This window comes from Idiomarina sp. OXR-189 (genome assembly GCF_034373425.1).
Lineage (GTDB): Bacteria > Pseudomonadota > Gammaproteobacteria > Enterobacterales > Alteromonadaceae > Idiomarina > Idiomarina zobellii.
Genome location: NZ_CP139706.1, coordinates 1,999,176 through 2,015,783, shown reverse-complemented (window position 1 = coordinate 2,015,783; position 16,608 = coordinate 1,999,176). Strand labels below are relative to the sequence as shown.

14 protein-coding genes are annotated in these 16,608 nt (G+C 49.7%); 9 read left to right on the top strand and 5 right to left on the bottom strand.

Annotation, left to right across the window (positions count from 1 at the left end; translation table 11 throughout):
• Nucleotides 1-62: 62 nt before the first annotated feature.
• The 6 genes from UM402_RS09950 (at nt 63) to UM402_RS09925 (ending at nt 6,792) form a co-directional block, all read left to right on the top strand.
• Entirely contained in the window at nt 63-722 is a 660-nt protein-coding gene (locus tag UM402_RS09950; protein WP_058576713.1) for a DUF998 domain-containing protein, read from the top strand.
• Nucleotides 715-2,979 carry a heavy metal translocating P-type ATPase gene (locus UM402_RS09945; protein WP_058576712.1) on the top strand — a complete coding sequence of 755 codons (2,265 nt, stop codon included), beginning with the start codon at nt 715-717 and terminating at the stop codon, nt 2,977-2,979. Before UM402_RS09950 ends, UM402_RS09945 begins: the two co-directional genes overlap by 8 nt.
• Nucleotides 2,980-2,985: 6 nt before the next feature.
• The gene (gene murI, locus UM402_RS09940) at nt 2,986-3,732 is read left to right on the top strand and encodes a glutamate racemase (RefSeq protein ID WP_058576711.1); all 747 of its coding nucleotides are present in this window, start codon (nt 2,986-2,988) and stop codon (nt 3,730-3,732) included.
• 361 nt (nt 3,733-4,093) lie between these two features.
• On the top strand, nt 4,094-4,393 hold the full coding sequence (locus UM402_RS09935; RefSeq protein ID WP_058576710.1) for a type II toxin-antitoxin system HigB family toxin: 300 nt from the start codon (nt 4,094-4,096) through the stop codon (nt 4,391-4,393).
• A 10-nt stretch (nt 4,394-4,403) separates the two neighbouring features.
• Nucleotides 4,404-4,781 carry a helix-turn-helix domain-containing protein gene (locus UM402_RS09930; protein WP_058576709.1) on the top strand — a complete coding sequence of 126 codons (378 nt, stop codon included), beginning with the start codon at nt 4,404-4,406 and terminating at the stop codon, nt 4,779-4,781.
• 322 nt (nt 4,782-5,103) lie between these two features.
• Complete coding sequence (locus UM402_RS09925; RefSeq protein WP_058576708.1) at nt 5,104-6,792, top strand: NAD-dependent malic enzyme; 1,689 nt, start codon at nt 5,104-5,106, stop codon at nt 6,790-6,792.
• Here the strand turns inward: UM402_RS09925 and UM402_RS09920 are convergent.
• The gene (locus tag UM402_RS09920) at nt 6,789-7,940 is read right to left on the bottom strand and encodes a trans-sulfuration enzyme family protein (protein WP_058576707.1); all 1,152 of its coding nucleotides are present in this window, start codon (nt 7,938-7,940) and stop codon (nt 6,789-6,791) included. The two genes, UM402_RS09925 and UM402_RS09920, sit on opposite strands and share 4 nt — an antisense overlap.
• 109 nt (nt 7,941-8,049) lie before the next feature.
• Here UM402_RS09920 and azu point away from each other — a divergent pair, with 109 nt between their 5' ends.
• The 3 genes from azu to UM402_RS09905 all read left to right on the top strand — a co-directional run bounded on the left by azu (nt 8,050) and on the right by UM402_RS09905 (nt 12,732).
• A complete protein-coding gene (gene azu, locus UM402_RS09915) occupies nt 8,050-8,496 on the top strand; it encodes an azurin (protein ID WP_053954420.1) in 447 nt (148 codons plus the stop codon).
• An 85-nt stretch (nt 8,497-8,581) separates the two neighbouring features.
• Nucleotides 8,582-9,637: an efflux RND transporter periplasmic adaptor subunit gene (locus tag UM402_RS09910; RefSeq protein WP_058576706.1), complete on the top strand. Its 1,056-nt coding sequence runs from the start codon at nt 8,582-8,584 to the stop codon at nt 9,635-9,637.
• Nucleotides 9,637-12,732 (top strand): efflux RND transporter permease subunit, encoded by a 3,096-nt coding sequence (locus UM402_RS09905; protein WP_058576705.1) that lies wholly within the window; start codon nt 9,637-9,639, stop codon nt 12,730-12,732. The genes UM402_RS09910 and UM402_RS09905 overlap by 1 nt, the downstream gene beginning before the upstream one ends.
• A 53-nt stretch (nt 12,733-12,785) precedes the next feature.
• Here UM402_RS09905 and UM402_RS09900 read toward each other — a convergent pair whose 3' ends face one another.
• The 4 genes from UM402_RS09900 to UM402_RS09885 form a co-directional block, all read right to left on the bottom strand.
• Nucleotides 12,786-13,523: a transporter substrate-binding domain-containing protein gene (locus UM402_RS09900; RefSeq protein WP_058576704.1), complete on the bottom strand. Its 738-nt coding sequence runs from the start codon at nt 13,521-13,523 to the stop codon at nt 12,786-12,788.
• A complete protein-coding gene (locus tag UM402_RS09895) occupies nt 13,524-13,979 on the bottom strand; it encodes a TerB family tellurite resistance protein (protein WP_058576703.1) in 456 nt (151 codons plus the stop codon).
• 8 nt (nt 13,980-13,987) lie between these two features.
• Nucleotides 13,988-15,355: a sensor histidine kinase gene (locus UM402_RS09890; RefSeq protein WP_058576702.1), complete on the bottom strand. Its 1,368-nt coding sequence runs from the start codon at nt 15,353-15,355 to the stop codon at nt 13,988-13,990.
• A 258-nt stretch (nt 15,356-15,613) separates the two neighbouring features.
• Entirely contained in the window at nt 15,614-16,549 is a 936-nt protein-coding gene (locus tag UM402_RS09885) for a LysR family transcriptional regulator (protein WP_058576701.1), read from the bottom strand.
• Nucleotides 16,550-16,608: the final 59 nt, after the last annotated feature.

Here is a 16,608-nt window from a genome sequence, read left to right as displayed (position 1 = left end):
ACCCATCTTGGATTACACTGGGATGAAAGAGTATCATACTTAAAAACAGCCGAGGAGGCGTCATGCCGACAGCCGATAACACACCTGCACAGCACAGTTCGCCAATATTACCGCAATTGATTATTTTGACCTTGTTTTGGGTGGGCTTGCAGCTGATCGCCAGCTGGGTTAAGCCGGACTTTTCACATGTCAGTCAGTATATTAGCGAAATTAATGCCACTGGCACGCAGGCGGCAGGTGCGTTGGGCTGGGTTGGTTTTATTCCGCTGGGCATGATAGCGGCTGGTCTGTTATTAACGACGCGACAGCATATAAGAGTTAAAGGCATTAGCCAGGTTGGTTGGTCGTTACTGTTTTTCTACCCATTAGCTTACATAGGTAGCGCTATGGCGCCCTGTGACACTGGCTGTCCAGTCGATGGTTCGAGCTCACAGGCGATACATAATGGCATTGCGGTTATTAGTTACTTTGGCTTTGCGTTAGGCACGTTACTATTAAGCTTCACACCAAAAACCACCTGGCCAGTGCGTGCGGCTTTTGTTCTATTGTCGGTCATTATCGCTTTAGGATTTTTGCTCATGACGTCGCCGGAGCTGACTGAAATTCGTGGCGCCGTGCAGCGATATATCGAGATAGGTCATTTGCTTGTGTTTTGGTTACTGCTTTGGCTGAAAGACAGCGAGGCGCATGGCGGTAAAATAGCAGGAGGGCAGCATGAGTAAGTCAATTCGTTTAAGTATAGAGGGGATGAGTTGCGCTTCTTGCGCAGGGCGTGTCGACAAAGCATTAAATGGTCTGGAAGGTGTTGAAGATGCCTCGGTTAACCTGGCGTCGGACAGTGCGGAAGTGACCTATTCTGACTCAGTCTCTATTGACGATTTGATTCAGGCTGTGAAGAGTGCGGGTTACGACGCTCATGAGGTCGTTGACCGTGACAAGCAAATGCGTGAGCAACGAGAGCAACAAGCGAACGAAATGCGTTCGCTGAAGCAACAACTCTGGCTTTCCGCATTGCTGACGCTGCCGGTGTTTATATTGGCCATGGGTAACCATATGGTGCCGGTATTTTCCGAGTGGGTGCATAACTCACTGGGCTTACAGACCAGCTGGTGGATACAGTTAGTGCTTACTACGGTGGTCCTGGCGGTTCCCGGTGCACGTTTTTATAAGCTAGGCATTCCTGCGTTATTCCGCGGCGCGCCGGATATGAACTCGCTAGTGGCTCTCGGCGCAACGGCTGCTTGGGGCTATTCGGTCGTGGCAACGGTAGTGCCTTCCTGGCTGCCCAGCGAGTCAGTGAACGTTTACTTTGAAGCGTCGGCGGTTATTGTCACGCTGATTCTGGCTGGCCGCTTTATGGAAGCGCGTGCCAAAAGCCATACGTCCGATGCCATTCAGCGGCTGATGAGCCTGCAAAGCAAAACCGCACGGGTGGTACATGACGGCGAAGTAACTGAAGTCGATATTGCTGAGCTGGGCAAAGGCGATGAAATTGAAGTTCGTCCGGGCGAGCGTATTGCTTTAGATGGCGAAGTGGCTTCCGGTGACAGCTATGTGAACGAAGCGATGATAACCGGTGAACCTGAGCCCGTGCATAAAGAAAAAGGCGATAAGGTGGTTGGCGGTACACTTAATGAAAAAGGCACGCTGCGCTTTAAAGTCACGGCAACTGGTGAAGGCACGGTGCTGGCGCAGATCATCCGGATGGTCGAACAGGCTCAGGGCAGTAAACTACCCATTCAGGACACCGTCAACCGTATTACCTTATGGTTTGTACCAGCGGTCATGCTGGTAGCGCTGATCACTTTTGTGGTGTGGTATTTTGCGGCGAGTGAGTCAGCACTCACATTCGCCTTGGTAAATGCGGTGGCCGTACTCATTATTGCCTGCCCGTGTGCCATGGGGCTGGCAACGCCGACGTCGATTATGGTAGGCACCGGCCGTGCTGCGGAAATGGGCGTATTGTTCCGTCAGGGCAGTGCATTGCAGGCGTTGCAGCAATCGAAAGGCGTTATTTTTGATAAAACCGGTACGCTGACAGAGGGCAAGCCGACCATTACCGACTGGATAGAAGTTGGCGACTTTGATGAAAAAGAGGTGCTGACATTAGCCGCCTCGGTTGAAGCTAAGTCAGAGCACCCCACCGCAGAAGCCCTGGTCAACTATGCCAAAGAGCAGGGGATTAAAGTCAGCGAGCCCGACAGCTTTGAAGCCATTTCAGGTTTGGGAGCGACCGGTAAAGTTGATGGCAAAACACTTTATATCGGTACCAGCGAACTAATGCAGGACAACAATATTTCGCTGGATAACGAACCCGATGACGCGAAAAGCTGGTCTGAAAGCGGTCGTACGCCTATTTATGTGGCGGTAGATGACAAGCTGGCAGCGGTATTCACTCAGGATGACCCGATTAAATCCAGTACCAAAGAGTTGATTCAGCGCCTGCATGATGACGGTTTGAAGACGGCTATGGTGACAGGCGACGCCGAGTCTACTGCGAAGCGCATTGCCAAAGAATTAGGCATTGACGAAGTGATTGCTAACGTCAAACCCGATGGCAAAGTCGATGCCGTAAAACGCCTGAAAAAAGAGTGGGGGCAGGTGATATTTGTCGGGGATGGCATTAACGACGCACCGGCATTAGCCTCTGCGGACGTAGGGTTTGCTATCGGTACGGGTACTGACGTAGCCATTGAATCGGCCGATGTGGTACTGATGTCAGATAACTTGACCGTGGTGCAGCAGTCTTTCGCCTTGTCGGAAGCAACCATGCGCAATATTCATCAGAATTTATTCTGGGCGTTTGCTTATAATACCGCGTTGATTCCGGTTGCGGCGGGCGTTTTGTACCCGTTTTTTGGCATTTTGCTGTCGCCCATGCTGGCGGCCGGTGCGATGGCGTTGTCCAGTGTGTTTGTGATAACCAATGCGTTGCGACTTAAAACAGTAAGCCTGGGCGCACAGGCGGAAAAGGAATAAACAGACATGAAAGTCGGCGTTTTTGATAGTGGTGTGGGTGGTTTAACCGTAGCTCGCTCATTGCAGCAAAGCGGTTGTTTTAGCGAGTTGCTGTATTACGGCGACACCGCACGGGTGCCATACGGCAGTAAGGACAGCAATACGGTAACGCGCTATGCGTTGGAAGCCGTCGAGTTTTTTAACGGCGCCGATGTCGATTGTCTGGTCGTCGCCTGTAATACCGTGAGTGTGACCGCGCTTGAGCAAATGCAGAAGTTTTCCAATAAGCCTGTGTACGGCGTGCTGGAGCCGGGTGTTATGGCGCTGCAGCAATTGCAAGACGTTGATACCAGCGCCCGAGTACTGGTTATTGCCACGCGCTCAACAATAAACTCAGGTGCCTATCAGCAGCAGATACAGGCGTTAGGTTACAACCAGGTAGACGCCATGCCGACGCCGTTGTTCGTACCTATTGTTGAAGAAGAGCTTTATGACGGACCGATATTGCAGGAAACCTTTAAGCACTATTTCGGCAACCTGGAGAAGCCGGATGTGGTGCTGCTGGGCTGTACGCATTTTCCGCTGATAGCCGACAGCATTTCTGACTACTTCAACGGCACCAAAACGATCCATTCCGGCGAAGCTATGCTGTCGTGGTTGAAGCAACACCTGGACTTAAGCGCCCAGTTCGAAACCACCCCTCTGCACATTATCGCTACCGAAAATGTCGATGCCGTTAAACGTACCGCCACCCGCTGGGGCCTGAAGCTGTAGTTGAATGAGTGCTGAAGTTGAAAGGCTCTTGAGGAGAACGCCCGCGAGTACGTCCCTGTAGGGCTTGAGCAGCGCCATCCATGGCGCTGCACACCTCCTCAAGAGCCTTTTCAACTGTCGGGCGCACTCACCCAGCTAACCTCATCACTCACTATTCCGCGTTTCTTATAATGCAATAGCATCAAGCCACACCTTTTTGTCCTTTTATTCATATGCTCTTTTAGTCCTTATCTTATTTCCTCCTTCTGAAATGTAGTTATTCTTAATACATAAAAAGACTGTTTTCCCGATATGGGAAATTCATTGACAAAACTTCTTTTTTTTCCCATAATGGGAAATTAAATTAGGGACAACTACGTTCATGAGAATTGTATCAAGGGCGACTCTTCGGGAGTTTTGGGAAAAGCCTAACTACAGGGATGCAGAGCAACCTCTAAAAGCTTGGTTTGATGAAGCACGATATGCCTCATGGAGAACCCCGCAGGAGATAAAAGAGCAGTATCGAAACGCGAGCTTTTTAGCTAACAATAGGGTTGTATTTAATATTCATGGCAATAAGTACCGACTGATTGTGGCGGTGAAATACGAATTTGCGATGATTTATATTCGCTTTGTTGGTACGCATAAGCAGTACGACGCAATTAATGCAGAAATAGTTTAGAGGTGAGGGTATGAATATAAAGCCCATTAAAACAGCTGAAGATCATCGGAGTGCACTGGCCCGTATTGATGAGCTTTGGGATGCTGAGCCCAACACAGATGAGGCTGATGAACTCGATATTCTGGTGACTTTGGTCGAAGCGTATGAAGAAGCTAAGTATAAAATTGATGCGCCCGATCCTGTGGAAGCGATTAAATTCAGAATGGATCAGGAGGGTCTGAAAGATTCTGACTTGGTGCCATTTTTAGGTCAGCGGAGTCGGGTTAGTGAGGTTTTAAATCGGAAACGGCGTTTAACGCTGCCTATGATTCGACGCCTTCATAGCGGGTTACACATACCGCTCGAATGTCTGGTTATGGATTACGAACTGGATAGTGCAGGGACCTGAAGTTATTGTGGCAGGTGAAAATTTTAGCTAGCGAGTGCTTAGAAGCTCAGCAGTGGGGCTTTGGAGAGAGTAAACGGCTGTTGGGTCACATGTAAGCGTTACGAGTGTTGAGGGCCGTTATGCCAGAGTGTCGAAGGCCATGGATGGCCTTCGTCAAGCGTTCATGGATGAACTTGCAGCGTCTCAGGCATAACTGTCCTTAACGCTCAAGCGAAACGTGTGACTCAACAGCCGCTTCCTCCCAAGCCCAGCGAAACATGTGAATCGCAGCCGCGTTTTGCTATGATATTCGTATTACTTTGGCTTTCAGGAGTTTGTACTTATGCCGCAGACGCAGCGTCCGCTTTATATTCCCTATTCTGGTCCGAATTTGTTGGAAACCCCGCTGTTGAACAAAGGCAGTGCGTTCAGTAAGGAAGAGCGCGCGGCGTTTAACCTGACCGGTTTGTTGCCGCCTCGCTACGAAAGCATTGAAGAGCAGGCTGAGCGTGCGTACATGCAGTACAAAAGTTTTGAAACGCCCATTAATAAGCACATTTATCTGCGGGCTATTCAGGACAACAATGAGACCTTGTTCTACCGCTTATTGACCGATCATCTGGAAGAGATGATGCCAATCATCTACACCCCAACCGTGGGTGATGCCTGTGAGAAATTCTCGGACATTTACCGCAGTTCTCGGGGCTTGTTCATTTCGTACTCAGAGCGTGACCAGCTGGACGATATTCTGCGCAATGCGACTAAGCAGAAGGTGAAGGTCATTGTTGTTACCGACGGTGAACGTATTCTGGGCTTAGGCGACCAGGGTATTGGCGGTATGGGCATTCCAATTGGAAAGCTGTCGCTGTATACCGCTTGCGGTGGTATTAGCCCTGCGTATACCTTGCCGGTGATGCTGGACGTAGGCACCAACAATGAGAAGCTTCTGGAAGACCCAATGTATATGGGTGCCCGACATAAGCGTATTGGTCAGGAAGAGTATGATGAATTCCTGGATAAGTTCATTAAGGCGGTGACTAAGCGCTGGCCGGAAGTGATGCTGCAGTTTGAGGACTTTGCTCAGCCTAATGCAATGCCGTTGCTGCGTCGCTACCGTGACGAAGTCTGTTGTTTTAACGACGACATTCAGGGCACGGCGTCTGTCACCGTGGGTACTTTGTTGGCGGCGTGTCGCCAAAAAGGCAAAAAGCTCAGTGAGCAAAAAGTAGTGTTTGTTGGTGCCGGCTCAGCGGGTTGTGGAATTGCTGAGCAAGTCATGATTCAAATGACTGCCGAGGGCTTAACGGAAGAGCAGGCGAAGAAGCAAATTTTCATGGTTGACCGTTATGGTTTGGTCATGGACACCATGGATGGTTTACGCGACTTCCAACAGGCGTTGGCGCAAAAAACCGATGATTTAAACGACTGGGAATACAGTGGTGACTATCCGTCGTTGCTGGATGTAATGCATTGTGCTGAGCCGGATATTCTCATTGGTGTGTCCGGGCAGGCCTGCTTGTTCACCGAGCAAGTGATTGAGGCTATGGCAAAAAATGTCGAGCGGCCTATTATTTTCCCATTAAGCAACCCGTCTAAGCATGTGGAAGCGCATCCGGCTGATGTTCTTAAATGGACGAAAGGCAAGGCAATTGTTGCGACCGGTAGCCCCTTTGGCGAGGTTGAGTACGACGGTCAGTTGTATCCGATAGCGCAGTGTAACAACAGTTACATTTTTCCGGGCATTGGTCTGGGTGTGTTGTCGGTTAAGGCGCGTCTGGTTAGCGATGAAATGCTACGTGTGGCCAGTAAAACGCTGGCTGAGGCCTCTCCGAGCGCAAACGGTAAAGGTGAAGCGCTATTACCGGCGTTCAATGACTTAACTCAACTTAGCAAAGACATTGCGTTTGCGGTGGGTAAAGTGGCTCAGCGGGAAGGCCTGGCGCTGGAAATTGATGACGATACGCTGCGTGAGCGCATCGACAACAACTTCTGGAAACCTGAATACCGCTTCTACAAACGCGTCAGCATTTAAGCGTGTGCGCTGTCGATGGCCTGTTGTAAGTCTTTCAGCAGGTCGTCGGCGCTTTCAATACCGACCGACAAACGCAGTAAGTCTGAAGGAACCGGGGTATCCGGCCCTTCAATACTGGCGCGGTGCTCAATCAGACTCTCTACGCCACCTAATGATGTAGCGCGATGCCACAGCTGAGTTTGCGCAGCAACGGCAATAGCGGCTTTCTCACCACCTGCCAGACGAATAGATAACATACCGCCAAAGCCTCCCTGCATTTGCTTAGTGGCAACGTCATGCCCGGCAAAGCTTTTTAAACCCGGATACAGCACTTCGGTGACGTTAAGGTGTTGCTCTAACTGCTCAGCAATGTACAGCGCATTTTGACAGCTCTCGCGCACTCTTAAAAATAAGGTACGCATGCCGCGCAGTAGCTGGGACGCATCTTGAGGACTGGGTACTGCACCACTTTGCGCGCGAATAGCCACTAACCGCTGCCAGAATTCACTGTTTTCCCGCGCTGCCAACGCACCAGAAATAACATCAGAATGACCGTTTAGATATTTGGTGGCCGAATGCATGACAATATCTGCCCCTAAATCCAGCGGCTTGGTGAGTAATGGTGTCGCAACGGTGGAGTCTACCGCCAGTAGGGCTCCGCAATTTTTTGCAATAGCCGACACGGCTTCTATATCGGTAACTGTCCACAGCGGGTTCCCCGGTGTTTCTAACCAAATAAGAGTCGGTGCTTTCTCATTGACTGACTCTTGCAACTCTTTGAGGTTACTCGTGTCTACAAAACGTATGTGTAATCCGGCGTCCTGACCAAAGGTTTTCAGCCATTGGCGCAGCGCCCAATACATCACCTTAGGTGCTATAATGGAGTCACCGGGTTTTAAGGCTTGAAAGACCGCTGTCGCCGCTGCCATACCAGAGGCAAATAAGCGGGCATCAACAGCGTTTTCGAGCTCTGCAAGAAGCTTTTCAGCCGGGCGATAGGTCGGGTTGTCAGCTCTGGAATACACCAAACCGGAGCGGTACTGGTTATCGCTGTCGCGTAGGTAGGTGGTTGATGTGTATACTGGGGGAATAATAGATGCATCTTCAATGTGTTTATTGGTTCCGCCCTGTGCGAGCACAGACTGTGATGAAAAACGTGTTGTCGTCATAGAGGTCTCGTCAGGTTATCGTGTAAATATCTCGTACAAAGTAATCTCAATGCGAGATTTTACGTAATAAGGAAGTAGTTCGTTTCATCCTACATGAAGGAGTATTGTAATGCGTTATATTTTGTCTCTATTAGCCGGTTCATTGTTGTTTGTCGCAAACGCAGCGCAAGCCAACGAATGTGAGCTTACTATCGATAGCACCGACAACATGAGATTTGATAAAAAGGAGCTATCAGTTCCTGCCAGCTGTAGCGAAGTGACTTTAACTCTGACGCACTCAGGTAAGTTGGACAAAAAAGTCATGGGACACAACTGGGTATTAAGTGAAGCGGGCGACATGCAGTCGGTCGTGCAGCAGGGTATGTCAGCAGGTCTGGAAAGCAATTATGTGCCAGAGTCTGACGCCGTTATTGCCGCAACTGATGTTATAGGCGGTGGTGAAGAGACCTCAGTGACGTTTTCTACTGAAGGTATGAGTGCTGACGGCGAGTACAAGTTCTTTTGTACCTTCCCGGGTCACTCAGCCATTATGCAAGGTACATTCTCTATTAAGTAACTGTTAATAGCAGAATTACTGACACAATGAGATGATACAGCTGCAGCCATTGGGCTGCAGTTTTTTTTGGAGTTAACCGAAGTTTATGAAGCATTTTTTGTCGATTGCTGTATTGGGTTTGTTGTCTGCTTTTATACACACAAGTGCCGTGCAGGCTCAACAGTTTGGTTCTCGTGAAACCTTGGTCATTGTGGAACCTGTGCAGTTTGAGCAGGAGAAAAACCGAGTTGAAGCGGTGGGAACGGCGGAAGCAGCACGTTCTATCACTATTTATCCGGCGGTGGGCGACCGTGTGGTCGCGGTGTATTTCGAGCCGGGACAAGTGGTGGAAGAAGGTGAGCTTTTGGTCGAGCTGGATGCAAGGCGACAGAAAGTGGCGGTTGAGCAAGCGCAAATTAACTTAAGAGATGCGCAGCGCACTGTTGAGCGTTTGCGCGAAAGTCATGAGCGCGGCGCAGTGCCTCAGTCAGAGCTTGATAATGCGGTACTGCTAAGAGACTTAGCTCGTGTCGAATTAGATAATGCCAAAATTGAGCTGGAAGACCGCTTTATTCGTGCACCCTTTGAAGGTGTCATAGGTATTACCGACGTGGAAGTGGGGGATCGCATTGACGAGCAAACAGCTATTGCGACCTTGGATGACCGCTCTTCGTTATTAATTGATTTCAAAATTCCTGAAGCGGCGGTATCGCTATTGGGCGAAGGTGCCGAGCTGAAAGTGCAGCCGTGGCGTTATTCGGGGCAACCGGTAACAGCAGAAATTGTTGAAATGGACTCTCGGATTAATCCGCAAACCCGGATGTATCGCGCCCGGGCACGCATTAATAACGAAAATGATGATTTCCTGCCGGGAACCAGCTTCCGCACGTCTATTTCTCTTGCTGGTCAGGAGTTCGCAGCAATTCCAGAAGCGGCCTTGTCATGGGGCGTGAATAGCCCGTTTGTCTGGGTGGTTGAAGGTAAAAATGCGAAGCGCGTGGAAGTTCAAATTGAGCAGCGTTTAGCGGGTCGGGTATTAGTCTCAGGCAATATTCAACGAGACGACTTGCTAATTGCCGAGGGCGTGCAAAGCTTGCGTGACGGACAGCCGGTTAAGTTTGACCGTACCACTTTGGATGACGCCGGGGAGCTTAGCGAATAATGTCTGATAAGCAACTCGATACGCATACCGATACCAACGACTTACCATCGGTGTCTATCCGCCGACCGGTACTGATTGTTGTACTCAATATTCTGATTGCCATTGCCGGGATAGCAGCACTGATGGGTGTTGAAGTGCGTGAGTTGCCTGATGTTGACCGACCTGTCGTTGGTGTGAGTGCGTCTCTGCCCGGTGGTGCGCCAGAAACCGTCGATGCGGAAGTGACCAGTATTTTAGAAGGAGCGGCTGCGCGTGTTTCGGGTGTCAGAAACATTAACTCGCAGAGTGAAGAAAACAGCGCCCGTATCTCCATTGAATTTAACCCGGGAGTTGACCTGGACGTGGTTGCGGCGGAAGTTCGTGAAGCGGTGAACCAGGTTCGCAGAGAGCTTCCCGATGACGTTGAACAAATTAACGTTCGCAAGGCTGACAATGACGCACGCTCGGTACTGGATATTGCAGTCAGCAGCGACACCTTAACGCTTGAACAGTTAACACGCAGACTCGAGACCGACTTATCACCTGAGTTTTTGGCCATAAATGGTGTGGCTGATGTGCGCTTAAATGGTGATCGTGAACGGGTTATGCGGGTGGACCTCGACCCACTAAAGCTGGTGAGCTTTGGTATTTCGGTCACTGATGTTGCCGATGCGCTACGTCAGGCGCCTTTCGATGTACCCGCAGGCAGTTTGAAGTCGACGGATCAGCGACTGATTATTCGCGCCGATGCGACGGCAATAAACGAAGAGCAAGTCGAGAATATTATTATTCAGGACGACATTCGTGTGGGTGATGTCGCCCAGGCGTATTTTGCGCCGTCGGATGCCGGCAGCTTTGTGCGCTTGGATGGGAAACCGGTAGTCGGTCTGGGTGTTATTCGCCAGGCGGGCTCTAACACCATTGAAATTTCCGATCGAGCCATTCAGGTACTGGAGCGCCTGCGTGATCGCTTCCCGGATATGGAAATGACCATTACCAATGATGATGCGCAGTTCATTCGTAAGTCGGTTGCCGAGGTTGTTACTACTCTGGCGATAACTATTGCGTTGGTGGTTGGTACATTGTGGGTATTTATTGGCTCATTCCGGGCAACCATTATTCCGGCCTTGTCGATACCTGTCGCTTTATTCGGTGCGGTTGCTGCTATATGGCTGATGGGTTTTTCGGTCAACATATTAACCTTGCTGGCGTTGGTTCTAGCCACAGGCCTGATTGTTGATGACGCCATTGTTGTGACGGAAAACATTCAGCGCCGTCGCAACATGGGGCTTGGCAGTCGGGCTGCTGCGGTCTTGGCAACGCGAGAAGTGTTCTTCGCGGTGGTTGCGACGACAGCGGTCCTGGTTGCCGTATTTGTACCTATTGCGTTTTTACCGTCAACAGCAGGCCGTTTATTTCGGGAGTTTGGCGGAGTGCTTGCAGCGGCCGTCGTCATCTCTTCTTTCGTGGCACTGTCGCTAGTACCGGCGTTTACGGCGCGTTTGCCTAAATCTGCCGGTAAAACCAATGTTTTTGGTGGTATTGGCCACAAGGTCAAAGGGTTCTACCAACGGACGCTCCATAAGGCGCTGAATGCCAGCTGGGTTATTGGTGTCGTATCGTTATTGGCCGCGGGCGGTGGTGTTGTGCTATTTGATCAAATCGATAGTGAACTCATGCCCGACGAAGACCGCGGTGCGGTACGAGTTTTTGCGCGAGGACCAGACGGTGTCGGTGTTAAGTTTATGGACCGACAGGCGCGTCAGCTGGAAGAAATATTGCTTGAGTATAAAGAAAGTGGCGATATTGAATCCATTTATACCGTGGTTGGTCAGTGGGATCCGAACATTGTCTTTATCAGTGCCAATCTGAAGCCGTGGGAAGAGCGTGATATTAGTCAGCAGGAAATTATCGAAAACTTGCGAGAGCCACTAAGCCAGGTGCCGGGTGCGCCGGGACGAGCCTTTGGTGACAACAGTTTGAATTTACGCGGCCAGGGCGGTGGTATTGAAATGGCTATCACTGGCGAAAACTACGGTGAGATTTTTAAAGTTGCGCGCGAATTTACCGCTGAAGTTCAGCGGCAGATCCCGGAAATGGGTAACTTAAATGTGTCGTATCAGCCTACTCAGCCTCAGCTGCGGGTAAAAATCGACCGCCGTCGGGCTGCGGAGCTGGGGGTGTCGCTCAGTGATATCTCCTCGACATTACGCGCCGCTATTGACGGTGATGACGTTGCAGACTTAAACGTTGGTGACCAGCAAGTTCCACTGATGCTGCGAACTCGTAACAATATTATTCAGTCGCCGCAGGATATGCAGAACCTGTATGTGTCTTCAAGCGATGGTGGTTTAGTGCCAATTTCCAGTGTCTCGGAAATTGTTGAAGAGGGTGTGTCGGCAGAGCTTGAGCGTCAGGCGCAGCGTCGTGCCATAGAAATTGACGGGGATCTGCCTGAAGAGTTACCAATGTCTGAAGCGGTAGAGCAGTTGCGTGCTGTGGCACAGGACGTATTGCCAGACGGTATGGGCTTAGTGTTCCTGGGCGAAGCGTCGACTTTTGAGGATACCTCTCAGGAAGTGGCAATGACGTACATTTTGGCGTTTCTGATTGTTCTGCTGGTATTGGCGGCACAATTCGAGTCGGTGAACAGTGCGGTGGTGGTTATGCTGACCGTGCCCTTTGGTATTGCCGCGGCGATTTATGCGCTGTTCTTAACCGGCACCTCAATGAACATCTATTCGCAAATTGGTTTAGTCATGTTGATAGGTCTGCTCGCCAAGAACTCCGTGTTGCTTGTGGAATTTGCCGACCAATTGCGTGACCGTGGTATGAGTGTTCGTGAAGCGATAGAGGAAGCTGCGCTGATACGCCTACGTCCAATTATGATGACCCTGGTATCGACTATTTTAGGTGGTTTACCGCTGATATTGTCAGCCGGTGCTGGCGCAGAAGCTCGTAACTCTATTGGTTGGGTGGTATTTGGCGGCTTAGGTTTAGCCACACTGTTTACCTTGTACCTAACGCCAGTACTTTACTTGTGGTTGGCTCGCTTCACCAAACCACGTGCTGACGAAGCGTCACGCCTGGAAAAAGAAATGCAGGAAGCAAGGTAACTTGGCATCTCAACCTCGCTGTAGCCTGATTTTGTATCAGGCTACGGACGCAGTCAGGTACTGTGCTGTATTCCCCAACGGCGGCGGATTTGGTCGAGTTCGCCGTTGTTTTCCAGCGCCTCCAGGGCTTCATTCAGTTGGTTAAGTAACTCGTCGTTACCGGCTTTTACTGAGAAGCCGACAGGCACCTTAATTTCCGGCTGCCATAAAATACGTACGTTGATATCCAGCTGTTTTGCCAGGTAACGGCCCACGGCCTCAGGCATTATAACGGCTTCCACTTCACCTATCGCCAACTGGTTCATTGCTTCAGCTTTTGACGACGCCTGATTAATGCGAATCGCTTTATGCAGACCAATGTCTTGCAAGTGGGCTTCGAGTACCGAATGCCGGTCTCCGCTGATACGTTTACCAACCAAACCCCGCACCGACTCAGGACTGCTTTCATTGTCTAAAACAAACAGTGTGGTGACGCGGTTATAATAGGGAGAGGAGAAATCAAAATATTGCCGTCGAATGGTGGTTTGTTCCATGCCCATTGCCATATCGAGCTCTCCGAACCGCAGTAAACTGACCACATTGTCCCAGTCGTATTGGTGCAATGTGTACTCTTTATCCAAATACTTGAACACTGCTTTGGTGACATCCACATCAAACCCCACTATGTCGCCATTTTCAGAAAACTGATACGGCGGGTAGCCGGTGGCTAAACCAATGTCTTCAGCATGACTGAATGCTGAAAAACTCAGGCTTAAAGCGGCCGCTAGGGTGAGTGTGGAAAGTTTTGTCATTCAGTGTCCTGTTACAGAAAGTTTCGCCTTTATATAGTCCGCGTGGCTTATGTACAACAAGTCGGCAAGCTTGCGAAGCATTGCTTCTTCGTGCGGATCAAGTTCATTATCAGTGTAGGCAACAGCCCACAAACTTTCCAATAATTGGACTTTTTCGCTGTATTCGAGCGCTTTAAGAGGCGCGGTAAAATCGTGCAGCGAAGCGGCTTCTTTTACTGCCTCAACAGCTTTTTCCACAGCGCTTTCAGCAGCTTCTTCTTCAAGCTGATATTCGTTTTTCAAGTCTGCTAACAGATATTCTCGTTCTTCATTCGAAAGGACACCATCGGCGAGACTGATTTCCGTCATGAGGATGAGCGATAAAAACGCCTCGTCGCTGAGACCTTCTGCATGATACTGTTTGGTTTGCTCTGCCACTGGAGCAACATTAAAAAAGCTTTGTAAGGCTTTAAGCATACAACATCCTACTTCTGTAAATTGGGCAAATAAAAGGAAAACACCGTGCCTTCCCCCGGTGTCGATTGGACGTCAATTTCGCCCTTAAGTTTCTGTGTCACCAGGTTATAAACAATAGATAAGCCCAGGCCTGAGCCGCCATTGTGCCGCGAGGTTGTGAAAAACGGCTCAAAAATGTCTTTCAATGTGTCGCTATCAATACCTTTTCCATTATCGGAAAAGACAAACTGCACACCGTCTTTTTCCGGTTCTGCTGAAATCAGAATGCGATGCTCTTCGTCGGGCTCAATAAAAGCGTGCTCGTCGGTATTACTGATTAAATTCGTCACGATTTGGGCTAGCGCACCTTGGTAAGTCATTAACGACGTTGATTCATCACAGCGAATATCAATACTGACTTTTTTCTTTTTTACCATCGGTTTCAAGCTTAAGGTGAGCGCGTGCAAATAGTTTTTCAGCTCACACTCCACCAGTTCAAAGCTGGACTGATCCACCGCTGTTTTTTTAAAGTTCTGTATGAGGGTGGCGGCGCGCTCGAGGTTATTGTTCAGCAGGTCGTAGGCTTCAAAGGTATCGTCTATAAACTGGTTCAGCTGTTTTTTCGAAATAGAGCCTTCGGTAAAAGATTGTTTCAGCTTTTTTAAACGATGCTCACAATGTGTGACTGCGGTCACCGAAATTCCCAGAGGGGTATTCACTTCATGAGCAACGCCGGCGACAAGCTTACCTAAAGCCGCCATTTTCTCTGTTTCTATCAGCCGCTCTTGTGCCTGTTTAAAGTTATCAAGTGCCTTGGTTAACGACTCTGTGCGTTCTGCAACAATATTCTCGAGTTGCTCGTTTTGGCGAATCAGTAGCTGCTCAAATCGCTCGCGCTCTGCCGCACTGACTGCGCGCCCATAAATGTCAGCGAGAACACCGACAAAAGCGACTTCATCAGATGTCCATTTACGGTGTTCTTTGCGGGTCTCACAGCACATAACGCCTATCATTTCACCCTTGTGGCGAAGGGGCACATCAAGCACCCCATAAATGCCGTACTCCGGAAAGTAATTAGGTGCTAACTCTGCGGTGACAGGGTTGTCACGCGCGTCGTTGGCAATAATAGTGCGCTCTTTTTCTAGTGCGGCAAAGTAAGACGGCAGTTCGGACTTTCTCAACACGAGAGTTTCAGCGTCTTGGCGCTGAGTATCAATCAAAGCGGTCGCAATCATGCTTTGTTTGTCGGGCTGCAACTCCCAGATACTGACCCGTGTAATATCCAGACCTTTTAAGGCTGAATCGAGAATAAATTGCGAGGCGCGCGCGAGGTTACCGCCGTCAATCTCCGGTGAGCGGGACACTTCGAGCAAAATGTTATCCAGTGACTCGTTCATTGTTTATCCGTTTGTTGAGCACCTGTTAACTATAACGTAATGAAAGACTTTGTCTATTGGTTGACCTGTTCATTAAACGACAAGAATGCGCATTTGGACGAGCTTAACTGGACTTTTTTTATAAAGGTTCATACAAAGGGAGCACGTTTTAAAAGAGGCAATACCATGAAAAAGACAACATTAACCTTGGCGGTGCGATATTACCAGCGCCTCGCGAGCGAGACGCCTTTTTCTGGGAAGAGTAAAGGTAATAGTGGCTCAGGACGCCGCCGCGGTTTCAGAAACCACCTGGCGGAACCAGCGGTGTCCTGCGTCGTGCTGTAATAACGGAGACCAAATCATGGTTAGCGTCAGTCCCGGAATATCGAACGGCGGCGCTTTCATGATTAGCTGATCATCGTCTTTATAAAGTTCGGCGGCTTGAGTCGGCAGTGTGGCGATCAACCCCTGACGTGCCAGGTACATAGCGACGTGATAATTACGCGTAAATACTTTTATGTGGCGACGCTTGCCAATTTTATCGAGCGCATCGTCGACCCAACCCAGCTTCTGAACATCGTGCGGATCCATCCCGACACCGACACCAAAACCGGTTTTACTGACCCAAACATGCTGCGCTTTTAAGTAATTATCGAGCGTATAGTTATTGAGCAAAGGGTGATCTTTATGTATCAGGCAGGAAAATTCGTCGGTCCAGAGAATTTTCTGGTGAAACGACTGTGGTAACTGCTCAAAACGGTTAATGGCTAAGTCGACTTTGCCGTTTTCTACGTCATGAAAGCTAATGTCACTGGGCGTCATTATGTCTAACGACACGTTTGGAGCTTGTTCGTCGAGCTTTTCCAGTAACCGAGGCATCAGCGTTGATGCAGCATAGTCGGACGCCATAATACGAAAAACACGCTCACTGGTTGGCGCGTCGAACTCCCGCACCGGCTGTATCATTTCTTCTACTGAATACAGCACAGTGCGCAGCGACTCCTGCATATCCAGAGCGCGCTGAGTTGGTTGCATGCCGTCGCTGGTGCGTACCAGAATAGGGTCATTGAGCAGATTACGCAGACGTTTCAACCCGTTACTCATGGCTGGTTGCGTAATATTCAGCTGCGCCGCCGCCCGCGTGACGTTCTTCTCGCGCAACAAAACATCCAGGTAAACCAGCAGGTTAAGATCAATATCTTTAATGGTGTTCATAGCTGTCCAGAATCAGTGGAATATGAAAAATCTATCGGCATTATAAATAGGGTGAATGT

Bases quoted from the DNA above. Each gene is read 5' to 3' on its own strand.
- murI (WP_058576711.1), top strand. From the start codon at position 2,986: ATGAAAGTCGGCGTTTTTGATAGTGGTGTGGGTGGTTTAACCGTAGCT.
- UM402_RS09905 (WP_058576705.1), top strand. From the start codon at position 9,637: ATGTCTGATAAGCAACTCGATACGCATACCGATACCAACGACTTACCA.
- UM402_RS09930 (WP_058576709.1), top strand. From the start codon at position 4,404: ATGAATATAAAGCCCATTAAAACAGCTGAAGATCATCGGAGTGCACTG.
- UM402_RS09925 (WP_058576708.1), top strand. From the start codon at position 5,104: ATGCCGCAGACGCAGCGTCCGCTTTATATTCCCTATTCTGGTCCGAAT.
- UM402_RS09950 (WP_058576713.1), top strand. From the start codon at position 63: ATGCCGACAGCCGATAACACACCTGCACAGCACAGTTCGCCAATATTA.
- UM402_RS09890 (WP_058576702.1), bottom strand. From the start codon at position 15,355: ATGAACGAGTCACTGGATAACATTTTGCTCGAAGTGTCCCGCTCACCG.
- UM402_RS09935 (WP_058576710.1), top strand. From the start codon at position 4,094: ATGAGAATTGTATCAAGGGCGACTCTTCGGGAGTTTTGGGAAAAGCCT.
- UM402_RS09945 (WP_058576712.1), top strand. From the start codon at position 715: ATGAGTAAGTCAATTCGTTTAAGTATAGAGGGGATGAGTTGCGCTTCT.
- UM402_RS09900 (WP_058576704.1), bottom strand. From the start codon at position 13,523: ATGACAAAACTTTCCACACTCACCCTAGCGGCCGCTTTAAGCCTGAGT.
- UM402_RS09920 (WP_058576707.1), bottom strand. From the start codon at position 7,940: ATGACGACAACACGTTTTTCATCACAGTCTGTGCTCGCACAGGGCGGA.
- UM402_RS09910 (WP_058576706.1), top strand. From the start codon at position 8,582: ATGAAGCATTTTTTGTCGATTGCTGTATTGGGTTTGTTGTCTGCTTTT.
- azu (WP_053954420.1), top strand. From the start codon at position 8,050: ATGCGTTATATTTTGTCTCTATTAGCCGGTTCATTGTTGTTTGTCGCA.
- UM402_RS09895 (WP_058576703.1), bottom strand. From the start codon at position 13,979: ATGCTTAAAGCCTTACAAAGCTTTTTTAATGTTGCTCCAGTGGCAGAG.
- UM402_RS09885 (WP_058576701.1), bottom strand. From the start codon at position 16,549: ATGAACACCATTAAAGATATTGATCTTAACCTGCTGGTTTACCTGGAT.